Origin of the sequence: Candidatus Leptofilum sp. (genome assembly GCF_965223525.1) — a bacterium.
GTDB lineage: Bacteria > Chloroflexota > Anaerolineae > Promineifilales > Promineifilaceae > Leptofilum.
The window spans coordinates 1,164,397-1,186,671 of record NZ_OZ245005.1 but is presented as its reverse complement, the minus strand read 5'-3'; the positions used below and the strand labels follow the sequence as shown (position 1 = coordinate 1,186,671).

Here is a 22,275-nt window from a genome sequence, read left to right as displayed (position 1 = left end):
GGAAGAAAGTGACTGTCACCTGAACGCTTACTTTTCACCCAAGCATACTGGAAGGTTGTTAATGCAACATGAAGATCAACAAAGGGATTTAGAAGAGCAAATTCAAGCCGAGGACGAGTAAGAGGAGCAACACCAGCCGCTTGAATCGGTCGGGGTTGATACGGTTGGCCAACCAGAGGCCAACTAGAAAACCAGCCACAATGCCCGATAATGACCAGACTGAACTGCGCCAGAACGGTGCTGTTAAATTGCCGTCCAGCCCGTGCGCGATGAGAATGGCCGTATTCGTCATCAAAAAATAGCCCTGCAAATTAGTGCGAAATGCTTCTGGCGGCCAACGGCGGGAGGAACCATAAACTACAATGGAGGGTGCGCTGGTGTTCAGAGCCCCGCCCAGCACACCAGCCACAAAGCCGAATCCATACGCCCAAGCAAGGTGCTCCAGCTTGGGCAGCTGCAACGAGAGGAGGGCATAAAGCGCATACCCGATTACCAAAACGCCCAATAGGGTGGTCAGGGCATCTGCACTGACCCAATTTAGCAGCGCAACCCCAACTGGCACCCCCGCCAAAGTAGCTAGCAGTAAGTGTATAACGTCCCGAAAATTAAATGATTGGCGGAAGCGCAGCAAAATAAGAATGGAAAGCAGCAGCCCGGCCAAAGTCGAGAGCGGTGTGGCGGTTTGAATGCCCAACAAGGGTACCAGAACGGGCATCGCAATCAGCGGCGCACCAAAGCCAACGGCTGTTTGAGACACCGACGCCAGCCCAATGATCAAGGCCACAACCAGCCAATCATTCAACCGAGTCTACCTTTTGCCATTCAACCACGTAGTTGGCAACGGCCGCTTTCACGAAGCTATGAACCGGACAATATTTGTCAACCAATGCTTGTAGCCTGGCTAGTCGCGCATCAGACTCATTGGTAGTGATCAGGATGGTCAACCGCACGGCGCGATAATGCACATCCACATCGGCCGTACCACTCAGGCCCCGTTGATCCAACTCAGCCTCAACAAAAGATTCCAAATGATCAAACTGAAAGCGAATCTTTTTAGCCAACCGTGAGGTGGTGACGGTTGTACAGCCGCAAAGGCCAATCAAAATATGCTCCATTGGCGTTGGCGCGCGATCTTCACCGCCGCGACTAGGTGGCTCATCAACAAAAACAGGCGACAAATCGCGCACTTGCACGCGAGTAAGCGCGTGCGTTTGCATGACACCATGTGCGGTGTCTACGGTCACGTACTCTGGATAGTTTGGCATGAGAGGTTTCCTTTTGGATGAACAATTATTGTAGGGGTGGATTCTTTCCACGCCAGAGGTACGCAGAAAGAATCTGCGGTTGTGATGCACAAAGAGAGTCTGTGACGAACTTTACGATTTGAGTCGTTGAAACCAGCGTGGGGCGTCAATGGCCTGGCCGCCTTGCCAAAGCTGGGTGGTGATTTGAATATGTCCCAAATGCAGTGCGGTGTGGTCAATGACGTGCAGAATTGCCCAGCGCACGGGGACTTCTCGGTTGCGAGCTTGGCGCGTACCGTCTAAATCTGCCTGGGTGATTGCCTGGAGGATGGTGCGGGTTTGGCTGCCCACTTTTTGCAGCGTTTGGCTGAGAACGGCCGTATCCTCCACCATCATCTCAAATTCTGCAGCCCGATTTCGCGTGGCTGGTAGCCCCCCGACCACTTCGCCTAGCCAGAAATGCTCTGCGCCAGCCGTGTGCATGGTTAGCACAGCTATCGAGTTGGTTACATGATCATCTTCACCCGCCACAGGCCGCCAATTGAGTGCTTCTGGCGGCAATGTTTGCACAATGGCGGCAATCTGACCGCGCAAATCTTCAATTCGCTCTAGATAAGCGGCTGCTTCTGGAACTATCATGCGGATCGCTTCTCCCGATCATAATTTTGACCCAAGTAGGCTGGAGTACGCGCCCAGCGTGTGCCAAACATCATGACTAGCAGGGTGGTGATGTATGGGAAGGTAAGTAACAGTTGATGGGGCAGGCCAGAGCCAAACACTTGGGCACGCAGGGCAAAAACTTCGACAATGGCAAAGAAAAAGGAGCCAAAAAAGATGTAATGGGGCTGCCAGCCGCCAAAGAAGGTGAGGGCTGTAGAGAGCCACCCACGCCCTTGCACAATGCCCTCGGTGAATGTGCCCGTGTAAACCATCGGCAAGTAAACGCCCGCCAGCCCAATGAGTGCGCCGCCAACAACGGCCGTTGCAAAACGTAGGCGGTTCACATCAATCCCCATGCTATCGGCCGTTTTAGGACTTTCCCCTACAGAACGTAGCTCCAACCCCATCTGTGTTTTATAAAGAAAGTAATATAGGCTCAAAGAGAGAAGCACGGCAAAGTAGACAAATAAATTTTGGCTAAAAAGCACCTCGCCCACCACCGGGATGTCGCTTAACAAAGGAATAGGAATTTTTTTCAGGGTTGGGATTTGTGGCGGTGACAGGGTAACGCCAATAGCAATCTTAAAGGCTAACGTAGAAAGACCCAAGCCCACAAAAAAGAGGGACAAGCCAATCACAAACTGGTTCATTTTTAGCGTGGTGGTGAAATAGGAAAAAGCCAGGCCAAACAGCGCACCAGTGAGAGCGGCCGTAATAATTCCCGCCCACAGGCTACCAAATTGGTATGCGCCCAAAAAGCCCAGCGATGCCGCAGCCAGCATGATGCCCTCTTGCGAGACGTTAAATTGCCCGGTTTGTCCGGCCAGCATCGTTCCTTGGCTAGCCAAAATGTAGGGCACGACTGCCAGAAAGACTAACCCCATGAAGCTTACAATTTGGTCTAGTTCCACCACTTTCTCCTAGAGAGTATCCTTCCTCACCACATCACTCAGCAACACAAAGATGAGAATGAGTGCTTCCACAATGAAGACCATCTCAACCGGAATGGCCAATGTGCGCTGCATGGCGCTGGCACCCACTTCCAAGATGGCGATAAACAGGGCCACAAATGGCAAAATAGCGTGATTTCCTTTGGAAATGAGCCCAATGATGATGCCCAGCGCCAAAAAGTTGGACTGTAATCCTTCAATTAAACGGTGATGCACACCAGCTACTTCAATTGCACCAGCCAGCCCGCCCATTGCACCACCTAGCACCAGCGACAGCAAAAACAGGATGCTTGTGTTGATACCAAATACGGCCGCTGCCCGTGGGTTTGCCCCTGTTGCGACCAATTCATACCCTGCCGAGGTGCGTTCGGTGTAAATGTAAACGGCCGCTGCCACCAAAATAGCGATGAGCAAGCCGCTGTGCAGGGGCGGGCTGCTTATCAGCAAAGGCAGTTCTGCCCCGGCCCCAATCGGTGTGGTGGTGGGGTGCCCCGCCAACGGATCGGGCCAAATTTCGGTGGCCACATAATCAATCACGCTAAACGAGACAAAGTTTAGCAGCACAGTGGACAAAATCTCATTGATGTTGAAGCGATAAAGCAAAATGGCGGGAATAAACGCCCAAAACGCGCCAGATAAAATGCCAGCGATGAGCACTAACGGCAGCAAAACCACGCCGGGTAGATCGGCCAGCAAAATGCCAACGACGGCGGCACCAACAGCCCCCATAATAAGCTGCCCTTCACCACCAATATTAAATTTGCTTCCCTTTGCCGGAATAGTGAAGGCCAGAGCCATCAAGACCAGCGGGATGAATTTGAGCCAGGTTTGAATGAAGCCATTCCGCGTGCGGAATGATGTAAACAAGATGGTTTGGAAGGCGCGCAGGGGGTTAAATCCCATCAAAAGTAGCAAAATGCCCACGACCACAAATGCCGCTAATACGGCCGCAAGGTAAGGGCCCGCCTGGCGCAGATACGTTTGGCGGCGTTGGGTGGATGATCTTGCCGTTAGATCACTCACTTTGCTTCACTCCACTCATCATCCGCCCCAGCGTGTAGCGGTCAAATTCGTGACGCTGTAATTCGCCCATGATTGCTCCGTTGCAAATGGCCACAATGCGGTTGCTCAGCAAAAATAGCTCATCCATGTTTTCAGAGATGAGCAGCGTGGCCATGCCTGCTTCCTGTCGCTGCAAAATCTGCTTGTAAATAAATTCCATCGAGGGGATATCCAGGCCGCGGGTGGGGTTGTGGGCAATCAGAAAGCGCACGGGTTGGGAAAAGGCACGCGCTAGCATCACGCGCTGAATGTTGCCGCCGGACAAATTGCCAGCGGTGTCGGTTGGCCCCTGCGTTTTGATGTCGAATTCCTGGATGAGATCTTTGCTGCGCTGGAATATTTGCGACCAGTTCAAGAAACGGCCGTTGCTATAAGGTTCACGCCGATGCAAACCCAGAATCAGGTTTTGGGCCACGTTTGCCTTCGCCAAAAATCCATCTTGCCAGCGGTCTTCAGGAATGTAGGCAACGCCTTCCCCTAAAAGCTCATGCGTAGACAGGTGGGCAACGTTACGGCCGTTTATCATCACTTCACCGCTTGAAATGGTTCGCAGCCCCAGCAGGCTCTCTGCTAGTTCAAGCTGGCCGTTGCCTGCTACCCCCGCGATGCCCACAATTTCTCCCTCCAAAACAGCCAGCGAGCACTCATACAGGTCAGGAACGGCCGTGTTGCTGCCTACGGTGAGGCTATTTACTTGTAAAACGGCCGTGTCGCTGTTGGGCGCAACTTGGCTAGCCAAACTACTAGAGGCAAACTGTAAGCTCTTTTCCGGGTCTAGGTCATCGCCCACCATTCCCTTGATAAACGCCTCTTCAGAAGCCTCCTCGCGGTTGAGAGTTAGCACATTACGGCCGTGGCGTAAAACCGTGATCCGATCACATACCTCCAGCACTTCACGCAGCTTGTGTGTAATAAAAACCACCGTCAACCCCACTTCCACCATTGTTCGCAACGAAGCAAAAAGTGCATCTACCTCCTGAGGGGTCAGATTGGTGGTCGGCTCATCCAAAATCAAAATTTTCACGCCCCGGTAGAGTGCCTTCAAAATTTCAACACGCTGGCGAATGCCCATCGGTAAAAGATGAATGGGTTTGTCGGGGTCTATGGGCAAGCCAAACCGCTGCCCTAATTCACGGATCGTCTCTTTTTCCGCTTTCAAATTGACATTGTATTTTTGTTGTAGCGACGTTCCCAATACGATATTTTCAGCAACTGTAAAACGATTGACCTGTAGAAATTGCTGGTGCACCATGCCAATGCCGCCTTCGATGGCGTCTTTCGGTGCGCGAATGTCCAGCGGCTTCCCTGCAACCGCAATTGTGCCCCGGTCGGCACGATACAGCCCGTAAAGCACGTTCATCAGCGTGGTTTTACCCGCACCATTGCCCCCAAGCAGCCCGTGAATTTCGCCCCGTTTTAGCGTCAGGCTTACATCATCAAGTGCCACCACAGAGCCAAACTGCTTGCGGATACCTTGCATGTCCAGAATGATTTCGTTTTGCATTTGAAAAATTTCATCCTCACCCTAGCCCTTTCCTTATGGAAGGGGGCTAGGGTGAGGGTCATCCTAATTTAACTTATTCAATGGGTGTCGTATCTTTGATCACTTCTACATTGCCAGCTTTCATATCTTCCAGCAATGCTTCAGCCGCAGAATTGACCTCATCGCTAGCGTTGGTTAGAGGTAGCTGTAAATCAATGCCTGTGTCAAAACCCAAGTGGTAGTTACCGCCACCGTTGCCACCGATAATTTCGCCTACGATATCGGTTAGGGGTCCCTCAAAATCATACAACATGGACGACACGTAATTGTCTGGCGCAAATTCAGATTTGTCTGTGTATTTGGCAATCACCTTAATCTCTGGACCAATTGCTTCAGCCGCTTCAAAAACGCCCAAAGTTCCCAAATTTAGAGATGAAATGATAACGTCTACATCATCGGCAATCAGCGTGTCGGCTAGTTCTCGTGCTTTACTGGGGTCGTTAAAATCGCCCACCCACACAGGAACCACTTCCACACTAAGGTCAAAATCACTAATAGCTTGTTCGATGGCATGGTATTCGGCATAGGTCAGCGGCAAGGTTAGGCCAGTGATGTACCCAATTTTGCCAGTTTGAGTCATTTGGGCAGCGACGGCACCTGCGCCATAGGCACCAATTTCCATGTTCCGCACAATTACCCACACGTTGCCTGGTGCATCTTCGATGGCTGCGTCTGCTTCAGCAATAAAATTCACGTCTGGAAATTCATTGGCTAAATCCAGCGTTTGGCTCAGGAACTGTCCTCCGTGTGTAAAGATGATGTTGAAGCCATCGTCAATATATTCACGCATTACACGCTCAACATCTGGCACTGCTACCGATTCTGAGAACGCAATTTCAACGCCATGCTCAGCATTGACGGCTTCGATTCCCAGATTGCCCAACGTGTTGTAATCTGCATCTGTAATGGTTCCTGGGAAAACGGCCGCTAATTTGTAGTCACCACCATCTTCGGCCGTTTCACCGCCACAGCCCACAACCAGCGCGAGCAAAAACACAAAAAATATGGAAAAAATGTTGCGTTTATTCATGGGATTTCTTCTCCTTGTAGCCCGAAATGGATTGCTTAATAGTTAGGAGCAAGGATACTAAGCAAGTGATTTCAGGTGAAAGATAGTTTGGCTCAGCTTGAAGAGGAAGATTTTTTTACTGAGCCTGCCAAAAGATGATCAAGTATACGAATCATTCAAATTGATGCAAAAAGTACACTCGACTTTTGGCTGACAATTTTATAAAAGAAAGCTATACTTTGCAGTGCAAAAATGAAATCTCGTTTCACATTATGAAACGCAATAGGAGCAATGTTCATGGCTGTCAAAGAAGCAAAACCAAGTGCCCAAACCGCACAACCAATAACTGACCAAATTTACACCCGCGCCCCATACTGGAATGACATTCCAGATGAAAAATGGATGAATTGGCGTTGGCAAATGAGCAACCGGCTCAATACGGTGGAAGAGTTGGGCAAAGTGATCAATCTCACTGAATCTGAACGCAAAGCACTGAGCAGCAATGGGCTGTTCCGGGTGGACATCACCCCCTATTTTGCCAGCCTCATTGACCCGGACGACCCGAACTGCCCGGTACGTCGGCAGGTTATTCCCACAGATGCCGAAATGGTGCCGTTCCAATCTATGATGGAAGATTCATTGGCGGAGGACAAACATTCTCCCGTGCCAGGGTTGGTACACCGTTACCCGGACCGGGTGCTCATGCTCATCACCACCCAATGCGCCAGCTACTGCCGCTACTGCACTCGCAGCCGCATCGTGGGCGATCCCACACAAACCTTTAGCCGGGCTGAGTTTGATGCCCAAATTGATTACATTGAAAGAACGCCGCAAATTCGGGACGTATTGCTCTCCGGGGGCGATCCGATGGTGCTGGCGCCTAAGCTAGTGGACATGATTTTGGGTCGTCTGCACGCCATTCCTCATCTAGAAATTATTCGCATTGGCTCCCGCGTGCCGGTCTTTTTGCCCATGCGGGTGGATGAGCAGTTTTGCGAGATGGTGAGTAAGTATCATCCGTTCTGGCTAAACATTCATGTGAACCATCCCAAAGAGGTGACGCCAGAATTGGCTGCTGCGGCTGACCGGCTGACGCGGGCGGGTGTGCCGTTGGGCAATCAGAGCGTGTTGCTGGCAGGCATCAACGATTCGGTCGCCATTCAGCGCAAGTTGGTGCATGATTTGGTAAAGATTCGGGTACGGCCGTATTACTTGTACCAATGTGATCTTGTGGAAGGCTCTGGCCATCTGCGTACCTCTGTGAGCAAGGGTATCGAAATCATTGAAGGGCTGCGCGGCCACACCTCTGGCTATGCCGTGCCCACCTACGTGGTGGATGCGCCCGGCGGCGGCGGTAAGATTCCAGTGCAGCCAAATTACGTTATTTCGCAATCCCCCGGCAAGGTGGTGCTGCGTAACTTTGAAGGATTCATGACCACCTACCAGGAACCGCTGGATTACGATCCGGAAATCATTAAACCGCAGGAAGCGCTTATTGAGCCACGCCCGGAACCGGGGCAGGAAGGGATTCACGGCCTGCTGCAAGGGCAAAAAATGAGCATCGAGCCAGAAGGCTTTGCCAACACCCATGCGCGGGGTGGGGCGGAACACCGCCTACGCAGCGGCGAGATTGCCCAAAAGTGGACGCCTTTGGGCGTGGGCAGCATTGACGCCAACAACATTCCCGTCCAGCCCCAGTTAAAAGAGGGGGAGGGCACGGTGAAAGAAGAAGAAAGCGAAAAGTAACAGGTAGGGGCGAGGCAGATGGGAAACGAGATGGCAAAGCAAAACCAGCTATGCCACCATCTGCCTCGCCCCTTTTTTAACCATTAATGATGAAAACAAAAACCCAACCCTACCCCGGCACCCAATCTGTGTTACGCGCTATGTCGCTGCTAAAGGCGTTTGATGATGAGCGGCGTGAGTGGGGGTTGGCCGATCTGGCATCTGAGGTCGGGCTAAATAAAACGACGACGTTTCGGCTGCTGACGGCGCTGGAGAGTGAGGGGATGGTGGCGAGACGGCCGTTCACCGAATCTTACATTCTCGGCCCAGAGATTGTGGTGCTGGGGGGGCGCGCCCTGCGAGCCAACGACCTGCGCACGCTGGTTAAGCCTGAGCTGGAGCAGATGGCGGAACTTTCTGGCGAGACGGCAACGCTGGAAATCACGTCGGGCGAAGACCATGTGCTGATTATTGATGAGGTGATTGGTAACCATCTGGTGGGTAGTTCGCAGTCGCTGGGGACGCGCTGGCCAATGGTGGCCACGTCTACCGGCATTGCGATGCTGGCGCATCTGCCAGAGGAGTTTGTCGAGGCGGTGTTGGCGAAGCCCCTAGTTGCTATGACGCCAAAGACGGTGACGGATACGGCCATACTCCGCCAGGAACTCACCAAAACCCGCCAGCGCGGCTACTCCTATTTGCAGGAATGGTTAGAAGAAGGGCTGATTGTGGTTGGCGCCCCCCTGTTCAACCACGACAGCCAGGTGGTCGCCGCCATCAGCCTGGGCGGCCCCGCCATCCGCTTCCCCGCCGAGCGAGAGCCAGAAATGGGTCAACTCGTCAAACAAACCGCCCAGCGCATCTCTCAAAAACTTGGCTGGGAATAAGATAATAGCCAATTACTTTGCCCACTTAAGAATTTCACAAATGAGTATTGTTTGCACCGCTTCAAAACTAAGTTACAAGCAAGTAATTGGGTGAGAAATCAACTCACAGAGAGTTTTTGCCTCCTAACTATCCGCCAAATAAGTTTTAGACAAATTGCTCCAAAAATAATTAGTGCTATTCTGAGCCACCACCGAATATTATAGAGGAAAATTGTCATCTCATCTTTTTGAGAAAGTTGCTTGTGAATGGGTGTCTGCCCACTAGAACTCATAATAATGTCTAGGTTTTCTTCGTTTGGTTCTGCCGTGGCACTGTATGGACCTAGATAGTTGGCTGTTAGAATGCTGCTTTCATCAGTCCTTGCAAAAAAAACCAAATGTTCGCCGTCTCTTGCAGAGGATTTACAGTCACCTCCTCCGCCTCCAAACCCTGAAATTCTAACGATAGTGGGTCCATCTCCTTTTAAGTATCGATCCACTAGAACATATACAGCGAGTCCATTTCTCGCATAGGTCTTTGATAATGATGTCCGAATATCTAAATGCCAAACTTCTCCTTCAAAGACAACATCTGCATCATGGGTTTGCTGTGACAAAGTATAAAATGGACCTTCATACGTGCAGGCGTGAGCGCTTGTTGGAGTTGCTAACAATAAAATAAAAACGGAACAAATAATCGTCAATAATTTCGCAAAAAAATTTTTGTGATGAGAATTAAAAATATAGAATTTCTTGAAATTCATGATTTGATCACATTCAATTTACTCAAAAATTTATGTTGATTATTCCAAAATTTATTTTAGTCTTTGTCAATCCGATAATTTCGCCCATTTGAAAGGGTGCGTTCAAGTGCATGAGCGACTGCCTCTAGGTCTTTTTGGTTGCCTGTCCAAGCGTTCCAGCCAAGATGGGAGGCTCCAATTTGCAACTCGTAACAGTGGTGGCGCAGGGCGGCGTTTTCTAAATCGGCTGGGGTGAGGTCGGGGGCGGTCATAGTTCGTTGCCAAATGTTGGTGGCGGCGATGCCTGGATGCCAGTCGCTCCAGAAGGTGCACCAAGCCACATCGTACAGAAAATCGCCAAGCGCTGAGCATTTCCAGGAGAATACGGCCGTTACCTCCCCACCATCCTCCGAAACCAGCACATTCTGATGCAGCAGATCCCCATGAACCAAATCCCGCCGCTCTGGGCAGGCTGGCAGCAGCTCGTGAATTTGCGCTTCGCACCGTTTGAAAAGATTGTCAATCTCTGGCTGTTCTGCGAGCTTGGCTCGCCAACCGCTCACCACATCCCCAGAATTGTCCTTTAGGCCATTTAGCAGCCAGGTGTGCCAACTGATGTTGGCGGATTCGCTTTGGTCATACCAAACCACGCGGTCTGATTTTGATGTGGGGACGGCTCGCAATGCTGCCAGGAGGGTTGCCAGGGCAGTGCCTACTGCATTTCCCTCACTGGCGGCGGTAGTTTCGATGAAACGGCCGTCATGCCTTTCCGAAATTGCATAATGAAAACCCAGCGCCTGACCAATATCAATGACCCTGGGAACAGGCAGGTGTGGGCTTTTGAAGTGCATCGCCGCCTTATCAATTGCAAACCCTTCGGCCATTTCGCTGAGCCGCAGCACCAGCGCATCCGTGCCAACTTGGTAGGCATAGGCCGAGGACCAGAAGCCGCCGGAAAGAGACTCAAGATTTCTGATCTCAGCATGATGATAGTTGTTGAGCCAGGCGTGAACCTGTTCAGTCGAAAGTAATTTGTTCAATGTACGGCCGTCTACCATCAAAGCTCTGCCCGATTAACTTTTATCCAATTTGACACAAATTCCGCCACTTTGCGATTTCTTTGTCCTTCATCATTGAAATCCCGTACGATTTTTTGTAAATCACCAAAAAAGTCAGCCATCAATGGATAACTCAATGTGTAAGTAGCAAGATATGATTTTTGAGATTCTATGAATTGCTGTTTCATACTCCCCGAGAATGATTCTGATAAATCAATCATCCATAGGGTATATATAAACTCAGGCAGAATCCCGTGATGAAAAAAGTAGAATTCCGTTGCGTGTAGGCTCCAGAATTGGTAAGCCCATTCTGGATTATTAATTTGACTATCAGGATTACCTGATTGAGCCAAATCGAAGAAACGACTCGTAAAATGAATGACTGCATTCCCCTTTTCTAGCTGTTGATTGATCTTGTTTGCTTTCGTTGCACTTCTCGTCTGGATTCCAGCAAACAGTAGGGAGATGGAAGATATTACTATTGCAATAATCGCAACAATTAGTTCAATTGACATAACCGTAATACCTCATTGAAGTGGCAGGACTGTTTATATTATTCAGGAGTTTTGTCTGTAGGCAAATGGTGTTGGATTAGAAACGCTCTGGCTGAGTCGGTGAGGGGGTGTGACTTTCTGGTTTGCTCGTTCATTTGCACAATGACAGTTGCGGCGGTGGCGACGCAACGGCCGTTCTGAAACAACCCTTGCAAAAGTGATAACGAACTATTCCCCACCTTCGTAACACCAGTGCCAATTTCAATCCGCCCCGGCCACTTTATTTCTGCCAGCAAATTCACGTTCAGGTTCACAATCACAAAGGCGGCTCCCTCTGCCGCCAGCGGGTTTTGCGGATCGTACAGAAACTCCACACGCCCGGATTCCAAAAAAGTGGCAAAGACAGCGTTGTTCACATGCCCCTGCCTGTCAGTGTCGGCATAGCGCACTTTGTCGTAGGTTTGGAAGGGAAAATATTCAAGAGCCAATTCTTGCATTTTTGTGGATTGATTTATCATTATGCTATCCTTGCTGAGTAACTAAATTTACGCAGGTAGACTACAAAAGTCTCCGGAAGACTTTTGTAGTCTCTCACAGGAGTCAGAAATGGCCAACCAACACAACCACCCCGAACATTTCCGCTTTTTTGACAATCGTGAAAAATATTTGCTTTTTGTAACCACCACCAGCGAGAAGTGGGTGGTAGCCGAGCGCGTGGGCATGGAGCTAGACCAAATCCAGCCCACGCCGCCAGATTTCCGCCTCTTCGATGCGGGCATGGGGGATGGCACCGTACTGATGCGCGTGATGCAAAATCTCCATCGCCGCTTTCCCACCGTTCCTTTCCTCATCGTCGCCAAAGAAACGAGCCTGGAGGATGCACGGCTGGGGCTAAACAAGCTGGCGGAACGCTTTGTGGAACATCCACTGACGGTGGTGGTGCTGACCAATATGTATTATTCAGAGGCGCCCTGGCTACGCCCGCGTAAGCCGGAGGCGCAAGCAGCTATCAATTGGCTCGATGTGCCGCTGCAAGGCAACACCGCTTACGATTTTGACAATCAGATCAAGGGGTTGCAAACTGAATTAGCTGATGGTTGGCAGACCCGCACCAGCCCTAAAACGGGCAATCCACTGTATGTACGGCCGTCCGCCGTTGTCCTCTACCGCGAAGACCATAAATTCATCCTCGACGCCACCATTCCCAAGCCGGGGCCGCTGGCAGGAGATTATGATCTAATTATTGCTGCTCAGCCTTACCGTGCCCGCCAAACGGCCGATAAAAAGGTGAAATTTGTCCTTGCGCCATTGGCCTCTGCCCTTGCGCCAGGTGGGCGCATGGTGGTGGTACAATCCACCGGGCACGATCCGGGCATGGAAATCATCCGTAAAATTTGGCCGGACGAAGACCCATTCTGGACGCCCCGCCACGTACTCATCAAAGCTCTGCGAGACTCTTTGGGCCAAAGCCATCCTGAACTCACCTTCGACATTTTCTCCGATGAGCATTCCCTCTTTACTTACCAGCTACACTCCTTGCCAGACGAAACCAGCCAGATCGGCACCTCTAACCTGCTGGCGGCGTGGAATGCGGCCGTTTACGTTGCCCAAATGGATGATGAGCGCCTCAACCCCGTACTGAACAGCGGAGCCTACCTGGAAGCCACCCGTGAAGTCCTCCAGCGCAACGGTGGGTTATGGTTTTTGGATGAATCGTTTGTGATTACAAGGGAACGGCCGCATAAGTCATAGAATTATTGAAAGGTTTAGCAATTGCTATAAAGGAATTTGGCATATTCCAGCGCAAAAGCACTATTCTTATGAGTAATTGCCCCAATTAAATAATCGTAAACCATTTTGCATGAAGCTAGTTCTAATTCCACACAATTTTTATGAAGGGAACTGGCATACTCCAATGCAAAAGCATTATTCTCAAGAGTAATTGCACGAGTTAAATAACTGTAGACCATACCACATCTGTCTAGCTCCAAGATAGGAGATAGTTCAAGTGTGTTGTCACCTGTAGAAGCCTCAGGGGCAGGTGGTTCAAGGATTTGGTCAGGTTTAACTTCCGTAGAGGCCTCAGATATAGATGGTTCAGAGATGTTGTCACCTGTAGAAGCCTCAGGGGCAGGTGGTTCAAGGATTTGGTCAGGTTTAACTTCCGTAGAGGCCTCAGATATAGATGGTTCAGAGATGTTGTCACCTGTAGAAACCTCAGGGGCAGGTGGTTCAAGGATTTGGTCAGGTTCAACTTCCGTAGAGGTCTCAGATACAGATGGTTCAGAGATGTTGTCACCTGTAGAGGCCTCAGGGGCGGGTGGTTCAAGGATTTGGTCAGGTTCAACTTCCGTAGAGGTCTCAGATACAGATGGTTCAGAGACGTTGTCACCTGTAGAGGCTTCAGGGGCAGGTGGTTCAGGGGTTTGGTTAGGTTTGTCTTCTGCCGAGGAAAAGAGAGTAGCCGATTCAGAAGGGGTAACCGTGACAATCGTTTCAGTCGGGGCTAGATTATTTGCGGTTTCGTTGCTTGGTACTGAGGGGGAATCAATAAGGATAAATAGAACTACAATTGTAGTAGGTAAAGGTATAAGAATTTTGACGAGCAACCAAATAAGGTTGTTGAGCAAAAGACCTTTTATGATCTTTTTAAAAAAGTGCGATATTCGCAAGAACTCTACTTGCAATCTTCCAATTGGTTTACCACTCTCCAAATCAGGGATGCGATCGTACTTCATCCAGCGCATTTTTCTATTTTCTGGATTCCTTACCTTGTGAATTTCAGAGTCCTTATTCTCCCAGTAAGGTTCTTGATTATTTTTCCAACGCTTATTTCGAACGTCTTTCGTTTTTCCTGACTTTTTCATCATGCACCTCCGGTGACGTTAGATGAATTCATTACGATTCAGAAAATTGAAAATGGTTTAATCCCGATTTGTAAATGAGCGCTAGTACGTGAGTACCATCATTAAAGATAATTGCGGTTTGTCAATAGGAACAATGGATAATTGACCTAAAGACTGCTTCAAAACCGCAAATCTTGTATTTTTGTGAACCCTAATGAGAGTTAAAAGTCATGCATTTTAATCTCTCACTAACAAATTCTGATTGTGCAGTTCATTTGTATTGACCCAAAAAATGGGTTTATGTAGTTCTCTGTTGTGTATAACGAGTACATGGGAAATCCGCTGTTTTATGCTGGCACATGCAGCTTCACATCTTTGGGACACTCTGGCTGGAGTTAGATGAATTGTTTATCATTATAAGAGAACGGCCGCATCAACTGTAACGGCCAAAACCGCAAGAATGGTCAGGAAGCGCATTTGACCTTGTGATAACATTCAATTCGTCATGACCCGACTTGAAGAACTGCTTCCGCTGCTTGCTCAACTTGTAGAAGTCGATGGTGAGATAAAAACCCTTGCCGATCTGGCCGCGCTGGACGGCCGTTCCCCCTTCCATCTTCAGCGCATTTTCACTGCCGAGGTCGGTGAAAGCCCGTTGCAATTTAGCCGTCGTGTGCGGCTACAGCGTGCGGCGGCAGCCCTGCTTGTCACCCAAAAAAGCGTGCTTGAAGTCGCCCTCGACGCAGGGTTCGACAGTCATGAAGGCTTCTCACGCGCCTTCCGCGCCATGTTTTCGCAGTCGCCAAGCAAGTTTCGTGAACAGCAGCGAGCTACCTTCAACCATTTCGTTCACCACTATCGGCTGCACCTGGAAACGGCCAATCGAACCGCACCTTGCATTACGCTTTACCGTGTTTCAGTCGGGGGAAAACCAAAAAGCAAAACGAAAAAAGGAGAAAACATGAGTTACGAAATCACAAAAAAGACAATTGCAGAAACCCCATTTTTATACATGCGGAACCAAGTAAAACCAGAGGAAATTGCCACCGCCCTTGCCAATATGCTTGGCCCCGTGTTTCAATACGCAACTGCCCAGGGCATCCCCTTCGCTGGGCCACCAACCACTCGGTATATTAGTTTTGGGCCAGGGCTAGCTACCATTGAGGCGGGGATGCCAGTTGCGGGACCTGCGGAAGGTTCTGGTGAAATCATGGCTGGGTCGCTTGCTGGTGGCGATGTCGTCTCCACCATCCACAAGGGCCCTTACGATACGCTCAACTTAGGTTATGAAGCGATTCAGCAATGGATGATTGAGAATAATGAGGAAGCAAGCGGCGCACCGTGGGAAAGCTACATCACAGACCCCGGTGAAGTACCCGATCCGGCCGAATGGCTAACTGAAATCGTCCAACCGCTCAAAGGTGCCTAGACATTTAAGTGGGTATTCTTGGGGCTTTAAGGGTCAATCTGTTTCATATGAATTGACCCTTAAGCTTCCAAATAGAGAACTAGCTTGGTGAGATTGAGAAGATGGAGTTTCCGGAAAAATTGGCGGCCTAACGCCCGCTTCACCTGCCGCTAGGTCAGGTGAAGCAGGCATTAGGCGGCTATCGAGCTTATGAAGCATACACCTTAGCGATTAGGCGATGCTGGTCTCTACTGAATATGGAGATACTGCTCTAAGTACAAATACCCCCCATCCGAAATATCGTCTTCCATACTTGAGATAGCTACGTCGTGTGCTATTTATCCATTCTCTCAAGGATTGGGCATCGGGATCATTGGGGTTATCGCGTAAGAAGTCATCAACCGCCATCCATTGTGGGCTGACGTATCGATCCCAACTTTCTGGGGTGGCAAGTACCATTTCTATCAGTTCCATACCAACTGACTCAAACCGTTCTAATGTACCTGCCAAAGAAACAAAGAGGCCTTTATCAATATTCATTGCGTCATAAGCGGCATCTGGTGGAGTTTCGTTCCAATAAGGCTCTCCTACCAAGAGAAGACCATCTGGCTTAAGAGCCAACTTCATTAATTCTAAAGTGCTTACCAAGCCATTGCCAATCCAAGTTGCTCCAATGCAACTTACTAAATCAAAGCTATGGCTCGGCTGAGGATATTCTCCTGCATCACCATAAATAAATGTTATTTTATCAGCTACGTTTAGTTCTGCTGCTCGTTTTTCTGCTGCTGCCAAAAATGTCTTACTTATGTCCACACCTACACCGCTAATGCCGAACTTTTGTGACCAGCGGCACAACATTTCGCCCTTACCGCAAGCCAGATCAAGCATATTCATAGCTTGATCTAGGCGACAAATCTCTCCCAAAAGCATAAATTGTTGTTCGGTAAATGGGTTTAGAAGTTGATGATTTGCTTCTGCAATTTCATGAAAACGCAAAGACATGTTGGCCTACCTTTTGAAATTAGTTTATTGAATTTCTTTTGTCCGCCGTTCAGTTGCTTAAGCTGCATGCTTGTTTCCTTATGGCGCGTCAGCTTTAAGCCTTTGTTAGGGTGGCGTTTTGGTTTGTAGAATGGCCTTTAAGTACCAAGAATTTTGTTGTTCGGCACAACGCAACTTTACATAAGCCGCCCTGACTACTTATTAACCTGCACCGATGCTGGATAAACCACCAAAATTCGGTTTATCCAGCAGATTTTTGCCTTTAATGCTGGATAATCCCCCAATTTGGGTATAATACCTGCACAAACTGCAGGATATGATGAAAACAAGGGTTTTATCCGGCACAGTTGCGGGATAAACTGCCTGACACCGCCAAAAACAAGAATGAAAGCAGTATAAAACTTTGGAGGTGATTTGACAATATTCGTTAGCCCAAGAAGTTAAGCAAAGGATGAATACGCCCTAACAAAACGGTGGATTGTGTATAATGATCGCATGGAAATTCCATTGTTCCCCCTTAACACCGTTCTGTTCCCTGGCTGGCCGATGCCGCTGCACATCTTTGAGCCGCGCTACCTGGAGATGGTGCGCTACTGCACAGAAGAAAAATCCCCGTTTGGCATTTTACTCATTCGGCAGGGGCGGGTAGAGGGGGATCCGACAGTGATACCGCACGACGTTGGCTGTATGGTTGTTATTACGCAGATGGAGCAGTTGGAAGACGGCCGTCTCCTCATCATGACGGTAGGGCAAGAGCGGTTCCGCGTCACTGCGCTGCACCGCAAAAAGCCTTACTTGGTTGGGGAGGTAGAGCAGTTACCCTACCTACCAGAAAAAACAGCCCCCCTGCAAGTGGCCGCCAATGAACTCCATCCGCTCGTTCTAAATTACCTCACCACGCTTACTACGCTGGCCGACAACATTGAGTTTGATCCCACTCAGGTGCCCACTGAGCCAGAAGCACTGAGCCACATGGCCGCTTCGCTGCTGCAAGTGTCATTGGAAACCAAACAATCCCTGCTGGAAGCCAAGAAAGTGTCTAATGCCCTCAACTTCCTCACCAATCAATATCGGCGCGAGATTGACATCCTCAAGCAGTTTCCCCAGCAAGAGATGGGCAACTTTTCAGTAAACTAATTGCAAAAATAAAAAGGACTCAGATAAACACTATTTTTTATCAGTGTTTATCTGTGTCCCAAAACCAGGGCGAAGATAGAAAGTTTATCTTCCAACCAGCACGGTAATCTCGCCAATGCCGCCGCTGATGTCCACCGTCATGTTTACATCCGCATTGCCGTACGATTCGTTGGTGTACAGGTCCGAGTCCCCCTCTCTTTGCAGCCCGTTTACCACCAAAGAACCAATCCCCGTGTTCGCTTCCACGCGCAGCCCAACATTATCTGGCAAGTAAATGGTTGCCTCGCCAACGCCCCCGTTAATTTCTACATCTACATCGTCTTGCCAATTTCCTGTTAGGTCAATTGTGGATTCGCCAACGCCTGTGTCTACCACCAGGGTTTGCAATTGCAGACCGCCTAATGTGAGATTGCTTTCACCGACGCCCAAATCCACATCCAGGCTCATCGGCACATCATTTTGCAGGGCAATCTCCCAACGATATTCGATGTTATCATCCGGGATGCCATTGATTTCGCCACCTGGCTGCGTGATCTGCAGCTCACCAATGTCGCCGCGCGTCTCATAGTTCACCTCAGGCTTCCAATCTTCAATGTTGTAGGTAAATTCCGCGTCCAGTAAATTGGATGCGCCGCTAGTTACATCTAGTTCGCCAATACCCATCTTGATTTCAACCCGAACAGAGTCTACGTCACCTAATTCCACCGATTGGGAATCTGTTTGGGTGGGGCCAACTGCCACCTGGCTGATGCAACCCGCTAGCAAAAACATCCCCCCCAACAGTACAAAAATAGTCAACTTTTTCATTATCGTCACCTCAAGAAGTTGTGCAAACCACAGAAAACAACTTGAAAATCAACGAGCGATTTCTCTGTGGTTTGCCAAGTAAAAACCAATTTCGCGCTCATTCTTATTCAAAATTCTTTTTGGTTTTTACACATAAACTCAGACCGGAAATATCAAGTACCGATTCTGATTGAAAATTTACCAAAAGTTATGTTGCACAATACGCATTTACTCATTGAAAGTTGTTTTGACAAGTCGGAAATAAAAAAACCGACTTTCTCAAGCCGGTCTTTCACGTGACAGTCACTTCCAAAGTGACTGTCACATAGGTATAAGCACATTACCCTAGAGCGCGTACAGCTCACCAAATTTGTTTTTGAGGTAGGCGATGTACGGGTCAATAGTGAGCGGGTTGCCTGTAACGCGCTCGATCAGTTCGTTGGCGGTGAATTTGCTGCCGTGGGTGTAAATGTTCTCTTTAAGCCAGGTGTGCAGTGTGCCAAATTCGCCTTGCTGAATCTGGCTAGGAATGTCTGGGTGTGCCTGCAGCGCCTGGTCGTAAAACAGAGCCGACATGATGTTGCCCAGCGTGTATCCCTGGAAGGCCCCACCAACCAATCCAGCATACCAATGCACATCTTGCAGTACACCGTCCACGTCGCTAGGGGCTTGCAAACCGAGGTCAGATTGGTAACGGCCGTGCCACGCCTCTGGTAAATCTTTCACTTCCATGCTGCCTTCCAGCAGCGCCAGCTCCAAATCGAACCGAATCATGACGTGTAGGTTGTAGGTTACTTCGTCGGCATCGGTGCGGATGAGGGACCGCTGCACTTTGTTGATGGCGGCGTAGAAGGTGTCTAGCGACACATCTTTAAGCTGGTCGGGGAAAGCGGCTTGCAGTTTGGGGTAGTAATGTTCCCAAAAGCCTCGGCTGCGCCCCACCAGATTTTCCCACAGGCGCGATTGGCTTTCATGCACGCCAGAGGAAGTGCCGCCAGCCAGCGGTGTTGCTTCTAATGACATGTCAATGCCTTGCTCATACAGGGCATGGCCGGTTTCATGGAGGGTGCTAAAGAGTGCCTCGCTAAGATCATCTTCTTTGGTGCGGGTGGTGATACGCACGTCGCCCAAAGAGAATTTGGTCATGAAGGGATGGTGGGTTTTGTCCTGACGGCCGCGATTCGTATCGTAGCCGTAGGCTTGGGCAATTTGCCAGCCAAAGGCAAGCTGCTCATCTTCTGGATAGCTTTTGTGTAGGCAGCTATCGTCGGCTGGTTCTTGCGCGGTGATGGCTTGCACCAGCGGCACGAGCTGCTCGCGCAGGTCGGCAAAGACGGCGCGGACGCTCTCAGCTTTCATGCCCTGGTCAGAAAAGTCAATAAGGGGGTCAGCGATGTGGTCGTAGCCGGGGAAGCAGTTGGCAATTTGGCGAGAGTAGTCGAGGGTTTTCTCTAGATACGGCCGTACCATTGCAAAATCGTTCTCTGGGCGGGCTTTAGCCCAGGTTTGGTACGCAGCGGCCGCATGTTCAGAGAGGGCGGCAATCAACTGAGCCGGGACTTTAACTGCCTGGTCATAGTTGCGGCGCGTCACCCGGATCAGGCTGGCTTCTTCACTGTCGTAAGGCAATGTTTCTGCCCACGGTTCCAGCTTGTCTAGCAGTTTGCCAATCTTTTTGTTAGTGAACTTTTCGTGGGCAATGCGGCCAATGGTTGCCTGCTGGCGACCTCGTGCTGCTGCGCCGCCTGGCGGCATGTAGGTGCTTTGGTCCCAGCCCATCAGGGCGTTGACCGAATTGAGATCGTTAATTTCCTGTAGACGCGCCTTCAGTTTTTGGTACTTTTTTTCCACGCAACTTCTCCTTAGGCATATATTTCTGCTCAATACTTACAATGGCAAACCGCCCCCCTACATAAACGGCCGTTACCAGCAAAGCTAGCAACACCCAGGTTGTGTTAGACAGTTCCAATCCATGTGATCCAATCAATGTTAGCAGCGTTACGCTGGGCAGGCGACCCAAAAGTTGGCCGCCAAAAATTTTCTTGGTGAGATGCCCGTTAGCCCCGCCACAAAGTTCATCACGTCGGTGGGGAACACAGGCAGCACAAAGGCGATGGTGAAAAACAAGAAGCCTTGCTCTTCGGCAATGGTTTCCCATTTTTTAATGGTGGCCTCTGGAGCCAGCCGATGCACAATAGGGCGACCAAACCAGCGCGCCAGCAAAAAGCCAAGCTGACTGGCAGCCACCACGCAGACAATGTTAAAAATCAAACCCCAGGGCAACCCATAAATGTAGCCCCCAGCAATCACAAACACATGCCCCGGAATGAAGGCCACAATGACCTGCAACACCTGGAAAAAGGCCAGCACCAGCGGTGCCAACGCCCCGTAGCTTTGCACGTAGCTGCTCACAAACTGCTGGTCACTCAAAATGGTGAGCCATTGGGATAATGATTCCCGCATTACCCAGGTAAGCACAGCTACCAAAAGCAACCCGCCCAGCAGTAACCACCGTTTGGTGGCGGCACTTAATCCAGCATCTTGAGATGGGTAGACGTTATTGAACTCCCGACGAGGCACGGACTTGATTTTTTGATCCGAAATAATAGACATACACTCTTCCCGCGCCAGGAGCTGGCTTGCAACTTACCTAGCGCTGATGCTGAATTTATCACGACATGTGAAAACGGCCGTGTCTCAGCCCTCTACGCAAGCAACACAGAATCGTTGCTTACCATTGCAAGATCGTACCTGTTTGGCTGAATAAGGGCAAATTTGGGGAAATTACGACACTTTTTTTAGCGGGGCTCCCAAAAAGAAGCGAATGGCGTTGGGCAGACGGGATGCCCAGGCTGCCTCATTGTGGCCGCCACCCGCGTCCTCTATATGCAGCAGATTGCGGGTAGGACGGTACCCTTTTTTGGCCAAAATGCGCTTTATGCGGCGCACACGGCCGTAATATTTGCGTGAGCGGCTGCGTAAAATGGCTTGATCCGGCCAATGGCCGCCCATTTCCCGCGTTCCGGCATCCAGATAAATTTTGCCCTGCTGAAACGGAGCTTGCTTAAGGTATTCAAAAATGGCGCTATTGGCGAACCAGAGCGAAGGGCTCATCACCCCGGCAAAGCCAAAGACTGCTGGATGATGAAAGAAGCCATACAGACTAATGAGACCCCCCATGGACGAGCCAAAAAGGCCCGTATTGCGCTTGTTGGGCAAGGTACGGAAAGAAGTATCCACCAATGGCTTGACCATATGCACTAAAAACGCCAGATAATCCTCACCTCGGCCTCCACCGTATTTTTCATCTATAAACGGACTGTACTCCGCCAATCGTTCCACGCCCATGTTAGGAATGCCTACCACAATCGCTTCCAGGTTTTCATCGTGGGCCAGTTGCTGCATCGTTTCATCCACATGCCACTCGCCTGTGTAGCTGGTGGCTTCGTCAAACAAATTGTAGCCATCGTGCATGTAAAGCACCGGGTAATGGCTTTGGCTATGTTCATAAGACGGGGGCAAATAAATGAGAATATCCCGCTCATTGGCAAGTTGGGGACTGTAAATATTTTGGGCTATTTTGATGTTGCCGCTAATGGAATGCCGTTCCCGCTCATAGTAAACGTCGTAGTAAGGTAGCCATTCCAATTTTTGTTGTTGCCTTGTTTGCAAATCTTTCTCCAATGGTTGTTGCACTAATTGTCTCTGTTTTTGTATGGCTGTCCACAAAGATGTGAAAATA

At 49.8% G+C, this 22,275-nt stretch carries 22 protein-coding genes; 5 read left to right on the top strand and 17 right to left on the bottom strand.

The features are described 5' to 3' along the window. Positions 1-88: 88 nt before the first annotated feature. From ACOQPM_RS22130 to ACOQPM_RS22100, 7 genes are all read right to left on the bottom strand, one after another. Positions 89-802 (bottom strand): sulfite exporter TauE/SafE family protein, encoded by a 714-nt coding sequence (locus ACOQPM_RS22130; protein WP_420630567.1) that lies wholly within the window; start codon positions 800-802, stop codon positions 89-91. Further along, positions 795-1,265 (bottom strand): OsmC family protein, encoded by a 471-nt coding sequence (locus ACOQPM_RS22125; protein ID WP_420630566.1) that lies wholly within the window; start codon positions 1,263-1,265, stop codon positions 795-797. Before ACOQPM_RS22125 ends, ACOQPM_RS22130 begins: the two co-directional genes overlap by 8 nt. Before the next feature lie 111 nt (positions 1,266-1,376). Further along, complete coding sequence (locus tag ACOQPM_RS22120; RefSeq protein WP_420630565.1) at positions 1,377-1,883, bottom strand: DinB family protein; 507 nt, start codon at positions 1,881-1,883, stop codon at positions 1,377-1,379. Continuing rightward, the gene (locus ACOQPM_RS22115) at positions 1,880-2,815 is read right to left on the bottom strand and encodes an ABC transporter permease (protein ID WP_420630564.1); all 936 of its coding nucleotides are present in this window, start codon (positions 2,813-2,815) and stop codon (positions 1,880-1,882) included. The genes ACOQPM_RS22120 and ACOQPM_RS22115 overlap by 4 nt, the downstream gene beginning before the upstream one ends. 9 nt (positions 2,816-2,824) lie before the next feature. Further along, positions 2,825-3,877, bottom strand: coding sequence for an ABC transporter permease (locus tag ACOQPM_RS22110; protein ID WP_420630563.1), 1,053 nt, complete (start codon positions 3,875-3,877; stop codon positions 2,825-2,827). Then, complete coding sequence (locus tag ACOQPM_RS22105) at positions 3,870-5,420, bottom strand: ABC transporter ATP-binding protein (protein ID WP_420630562.1); 1,551 nt, start codon at positions 5,418-5,420, stop codon at positions 3,870-3,872. Before ACOQPM_RS22105 ends, ACOQPM_RS22110 begins: the two co-directional genes overlap by 8 nt. A 73-nt stretch (positions 5,421-5,493) precedes the next feature. Beyond that, positions 5,494-6,489, bottom strand: coding sequence for a BMP family ABC transporter substrate-binding protein (locus ACOQPM_RS22100; RefSeq protein WP_420630561.1), 996 nt, complete (start codon positions 6,487-6,489; stop codon positions 5,494-5,496). Between the two features lie 276 nt (positions 6,490-6,765). Between ACOQPM_RS22100 and ablA the strand changes: the two genes are divergently transcribed. Next, a complete protein-coding gene (gene ablA, locus ACOQPM_RS22095) occupies positions 6,766-8,214 on the top strand; it encodes a lysine 2,3-aminomutase (protein WP_420630560.1) in 1,449 nt (482 codons plus the stop codon). A gap of 86 nt (positions 8,215-8,300) precedes the next feature. After that, positions 8,301-9,080, top strand: a complete 780-nt coding sequence (locus tag ACOQPM_RS22090) for an IclR family transcriptional regulator (protein WP_420630559.1) — start codon at positions 8,301-8,303, stop codon at positions 9,078-9,080. 98 nt (positions 9,081-9,178) lie between these two features. On the opposite strand, the gene ACOQPM_RS22085 is transcribed toward ACOQPM_RS22090, so the two are convergent. The 4 genes from ACOQPM_RS22085 to ACOQPM_RS22070 are packed head-to-tail and all read right to left on the bottom strand — an operon-like array spanning position 9,179 to position 11,872. Next, a complete protein-coding gene (locus ACOQPM_RS22085) occupies positions 9,179-9,823 on the bottom strand; it encodes a hypothetical protein (RefSeq protein WP_420630558.1) in 645 nt (214 codons plus the stop codon). 56 nt (positions 9,824-9,879) lie between these two features. Then, on the bottom strand, positions 9,880-10,860 hold the full coding sequence (locus ACOQPM_RS22080; protein ID WP_420630557.1) for a phosphotransferase family protein: 981 nt from the start codon (positions 10,858-10,860) through the stop codon (positions 9,880-9,882). Next, positions 10,860-11,375: a hypothetical protein gene (locus ACOQPM_RS22075; RefSeq protein WP_420630556.1), complete on the bottom strand. Its 516-nt coding sequence runs from the start codon at positions 11,373-11,375 to the stop codon at positions 10,860-10,862. The genes ACOQPM_RS22080 and ACOQPM_RS22075 overlap by 1 nt, the downstream gene beginning before the upstream one ends. Positions 11,376-11,413: 38 nt before the next feature. Beyond that, positions 11,414-11,872 carry an acyl-CoA thioesterase gene (locus ACOQPM_RS22070; protein WP_420630555.1) on the bottom strand — a complete coding sequence of 153 codons (459 nt, stop codon included), beginning with the start codon at positions 11,870-11,872 and terminating at the stop codon, positions 11,414-11,416. A gap of 88 nt (positions 11,873-11,960) precedes the next feature. Between ACOQPM_RS22070 and ACOQPM_RS22065 the strand changes: the two genes are divergently transcribed. Further along, positions 11,961-13,106, top strand: a complete 1,146-nt coding sequence (locus ACOQPM_RS22065) for a hypothetical protein (RefSeq protein WP_420630554.1) — start codon at positions 11,961-11,963, stop codon at positions 13,104-13,106. A gap of 14 nt (positions 13,107-13,120) precedes the next feature. Here the strand turns inward: ACOQPM_RS22065 and ACOQPM_RS22060 are convergent, their stop codons facing one another. After that, positions 13,121-14,224 carry a hypothetical protein gene (locus ACOQPM_RS22060; protein WP_420630553.1) on the bottom strand — a complete coding sequence of 368 codons (1,104 nt, stop codon included), beginning with the start codon at positions 14,222-14,224 and terminating at the stop codon, positions 13,121-13,123. Positions 14,225-14,705: 481 nt separating this feature from the next. Here ACOQPM_RS22060 and ACOQPM_RS22055 point away from each other — a divergent pair, with 481 nt between their 5' ends. Beyond that, the gene (locus tag ACOQPM_RS22055) at positions 14,706-15,629 is read left to right on the top strand and encodes a helix-turn-helix domain-containing protein (RefSeq protein WP_420630552.1); all 924 of its coding nucleotides are present in this window, start codon (positions 14,706-14,708) and stop codon (positions 15,627-15,629) included. 210 nt (positions 15,630-15,839) lie between these two features. Here the strand turns inward: ACOQPM_RS22055 and ACOQPM_RS22050 are convergent, their stop codons facing one another. Further along, positions 15,840-16,610: an SAM-dependent methyltransferase gene (locus ACOQPM_RS22050; RefSeq protein WP_420630551.1), complete on the bottom strand. Its 771-nt coding sequence runs from the start codon at positions 16,608-16,610 to the stop codon at positions 15,840-15,842. A gap of 495 nt (positions 16,611-17,105) precedes the next feature. On the opposite strand from ACOQPM_RS22050, the gene ACOQPM_RS22045 reads away from it, so the two are divergent. Further along, complete coding sequence (locus ACOQPM_RS22045) at positions 17,106-17,747, top strand: LON peptidase substrate-binding domain-containing protein (RefSeq protein WP_420630550.1); 642 nt, start codon at positions 17,106-17,108, stop codon at positions 17,745-17,747. Positions 17,748-17,831: 84 nt separating this feature from the next. On the opposite strand, the gene ACOQPM_RS22040 is transcribed toward ACOQPM_RS22045, so the two are convergent. The 4 genes from ACOQPM_RS22040 to ACOQPM_RS22025 all read right to left on the bottom strand — a co-directional run bounded on the left by ACOQPM_RS22040 (position 17,832) and on the right by ACOQPM_RS22025 (position 22,205). Then, positions 17,832-18,554, bottom strand: a complete 723-nt coding sequence (locus tag ACOQPM_RS22040) for a toast rack family protein (protein ID WP_420630549.1) — start codon at positions 18,552-18,554, stop codon at positions 17,832-17,834. Positions 18,555-18,878: 324 nt separating this feature from the next. Continuing rightward, a complete protein-coding gene (locus ACOQPM_RS22035) occupies positions 18,879-20,384 on the bottom strand; it encodes a carboxypeptidase M32 (protein ID WP_420630548.1) in 1,506 nt (501 codons plus the stop codon). 147 nt (positions 20,385-20,531) lie between these two features. Continuing rightward, positions 20,532-21,146 carry a TVP38/TMEM64 family protein gene (locus ACOQPM_RS22030; protein WP_420630547.1) on the bottom strand — a complete coding sequence of 205 codons (615 nt, stop codon included), beginning with the start codon at positions 21,144-21,146 and terminating at the stop codon, positions 20,532-20,534. Positions 21,147-21,317: 171 nt separating this feature from the next. After that, the gene (locus ACOQPM_RS22025) at positions 21,318-22,205 is read right to left on the bottom strand and encodes an alpha/beta hydrolase (RefSeq protein ID WP_420630546.1); all 888 of its coding nucleotides are present in this window, start codon (positions 22,203-22,205) and stop codon (positions 21,318-21,320) included. Between the last annotated feature and the right edge of the window lie 70 nt (positions 22,206-22,275).

What these genes read in the sequence shown, in the direction of transcription:
- ACOQPM_RS22125 (WP_420630566.1), bottom strand. Translation starts at nt 1,265, where the DNA reads ATGCCAAACTATCCAGAGTACGTGACCGTAGACACCGCACATGGTGTC.
- ACOQPM_RS22120 (WP_420630565.1), bottom strand. Translation starts at nt 1,883, where the DNA reads ATGATAGTTCCAGAAGCAGCCGCTTATCTAGAGCGAATTGAAGATTTG.
- ACOQPM_RS22105 (WP_420630562.1), bottom strand. Translation starts at nt 5,420, where the DNA reads ATGCAAAACGAAATCATTCTGGACATGCAAGGTATCCGCAAGCAGTTT.
- ACOQPM_RS22100 (WP_420630561.1), bottom strand. Translation starts at nt 6,489, where the DNA reads ATGAATAAACGCAACATTTTTTCCATATTTTTTGTGTTTTTGCTCGCG.
- ablA (WP_420630560.1), top strand. Translation starts at nt 6,766, where the DNA reads ATGGCTGTCAAAGAAGCAAAACCAAGTGCCCAAACCGCACAACCAATA.
- ACOQPM_RS22090 (WP_420630559.1), top strand. Translation starts at nt 8,301, where the DNA reads ATGATGAAAACAAAAACCCAACCCTACCCCGGCACCCAATCTGTGTTA.
- ACOQPM_RS22085 (WP_420630558.1), bottom strand. Translation starts at nt 9,823, where the DNA reads ATGAATTTCAAGAAATTCTATATTTTTAATTCTCATCACAAAAATTTT.
- ACOQPM_RS22080 (WP_420630557.1), bottom strand. Translation starts at nt 10,860, where the DNA reads ATGGTAGACGGCCGTACATTGAACAAATTACTTTCGACTGAACAGGTT.
- ACOQPM_RS22075 (WP_420630556.1), bottom strand. Translation starts at nt 11,375, where the DNA reads ATGTCAATTGAACTAATTGTTGCGATTATTGCAATAGTAATATCTTCC.
- ACOQPM_RS22070 (WP_420630555.1), bottom strand. Translation starts at nt 11,872, where the DNA reads ATGATAAATCAATCCACAAAAATGCAAGAATTGGCTCTTGAATATTTT.
- ACOQPM_RS22065 (WP_420630554.1), top strand. Translation starts at nt 11,961, where the DNA reads ATGGCCAACCAACACAACCACCCCGAACATTTCCGCTTTTTTGACAAT.
- ACOQPM_RS22060 (WP_420630553.1), bottom strand. Translation starts at nt 14,224, where the DNA reads ATGATGAAAAAGTCAGGAAAAACGAAAGACGTTCGAAATAAGCGTTGG.
- ACOQPM_RS22055 (WP_420630552.1), top strand. Translation starts at nt 14,706, where the DNA reads ATGACCCGACTTGAAGAACTGCTTCCGCTGCTTGCTCAACTTGTAGAA.
- ACOQPM_RS22050 (WP_420630551.1), bottom strand. Translation starts at nt 16,610, where the DNA reads ATGTCTTTGCGTTTTCATGAAATTGCAGAAGCAAATCATCAACTTCTA.
- ACOQPM_RS22045 (WP_420630550.1), top strand. Translation starts at nt 17,106, where the DNA reads ATGGAAATTCCATTGTTCCCCCTTAACACCGTTCTGTTCCCTGGCTGG.
- ACOQPM_RS22040 (WP_420630549.1), bottom strand. Translation starts at nt 18,554, where the DNA reads ATGAAAAAGTTGACTATTTTTGTACTGTTGGGGGGGATGTTTTTGCTA.
- ACOQPM_RS22030 (WP_420630547.1), bottom strand. Translation starts at nt 21,146, where the DNA reads ATGTCTATTATTTCGGATCAAAAAATCAAGTCCGTGCCTCGTCGGGAG.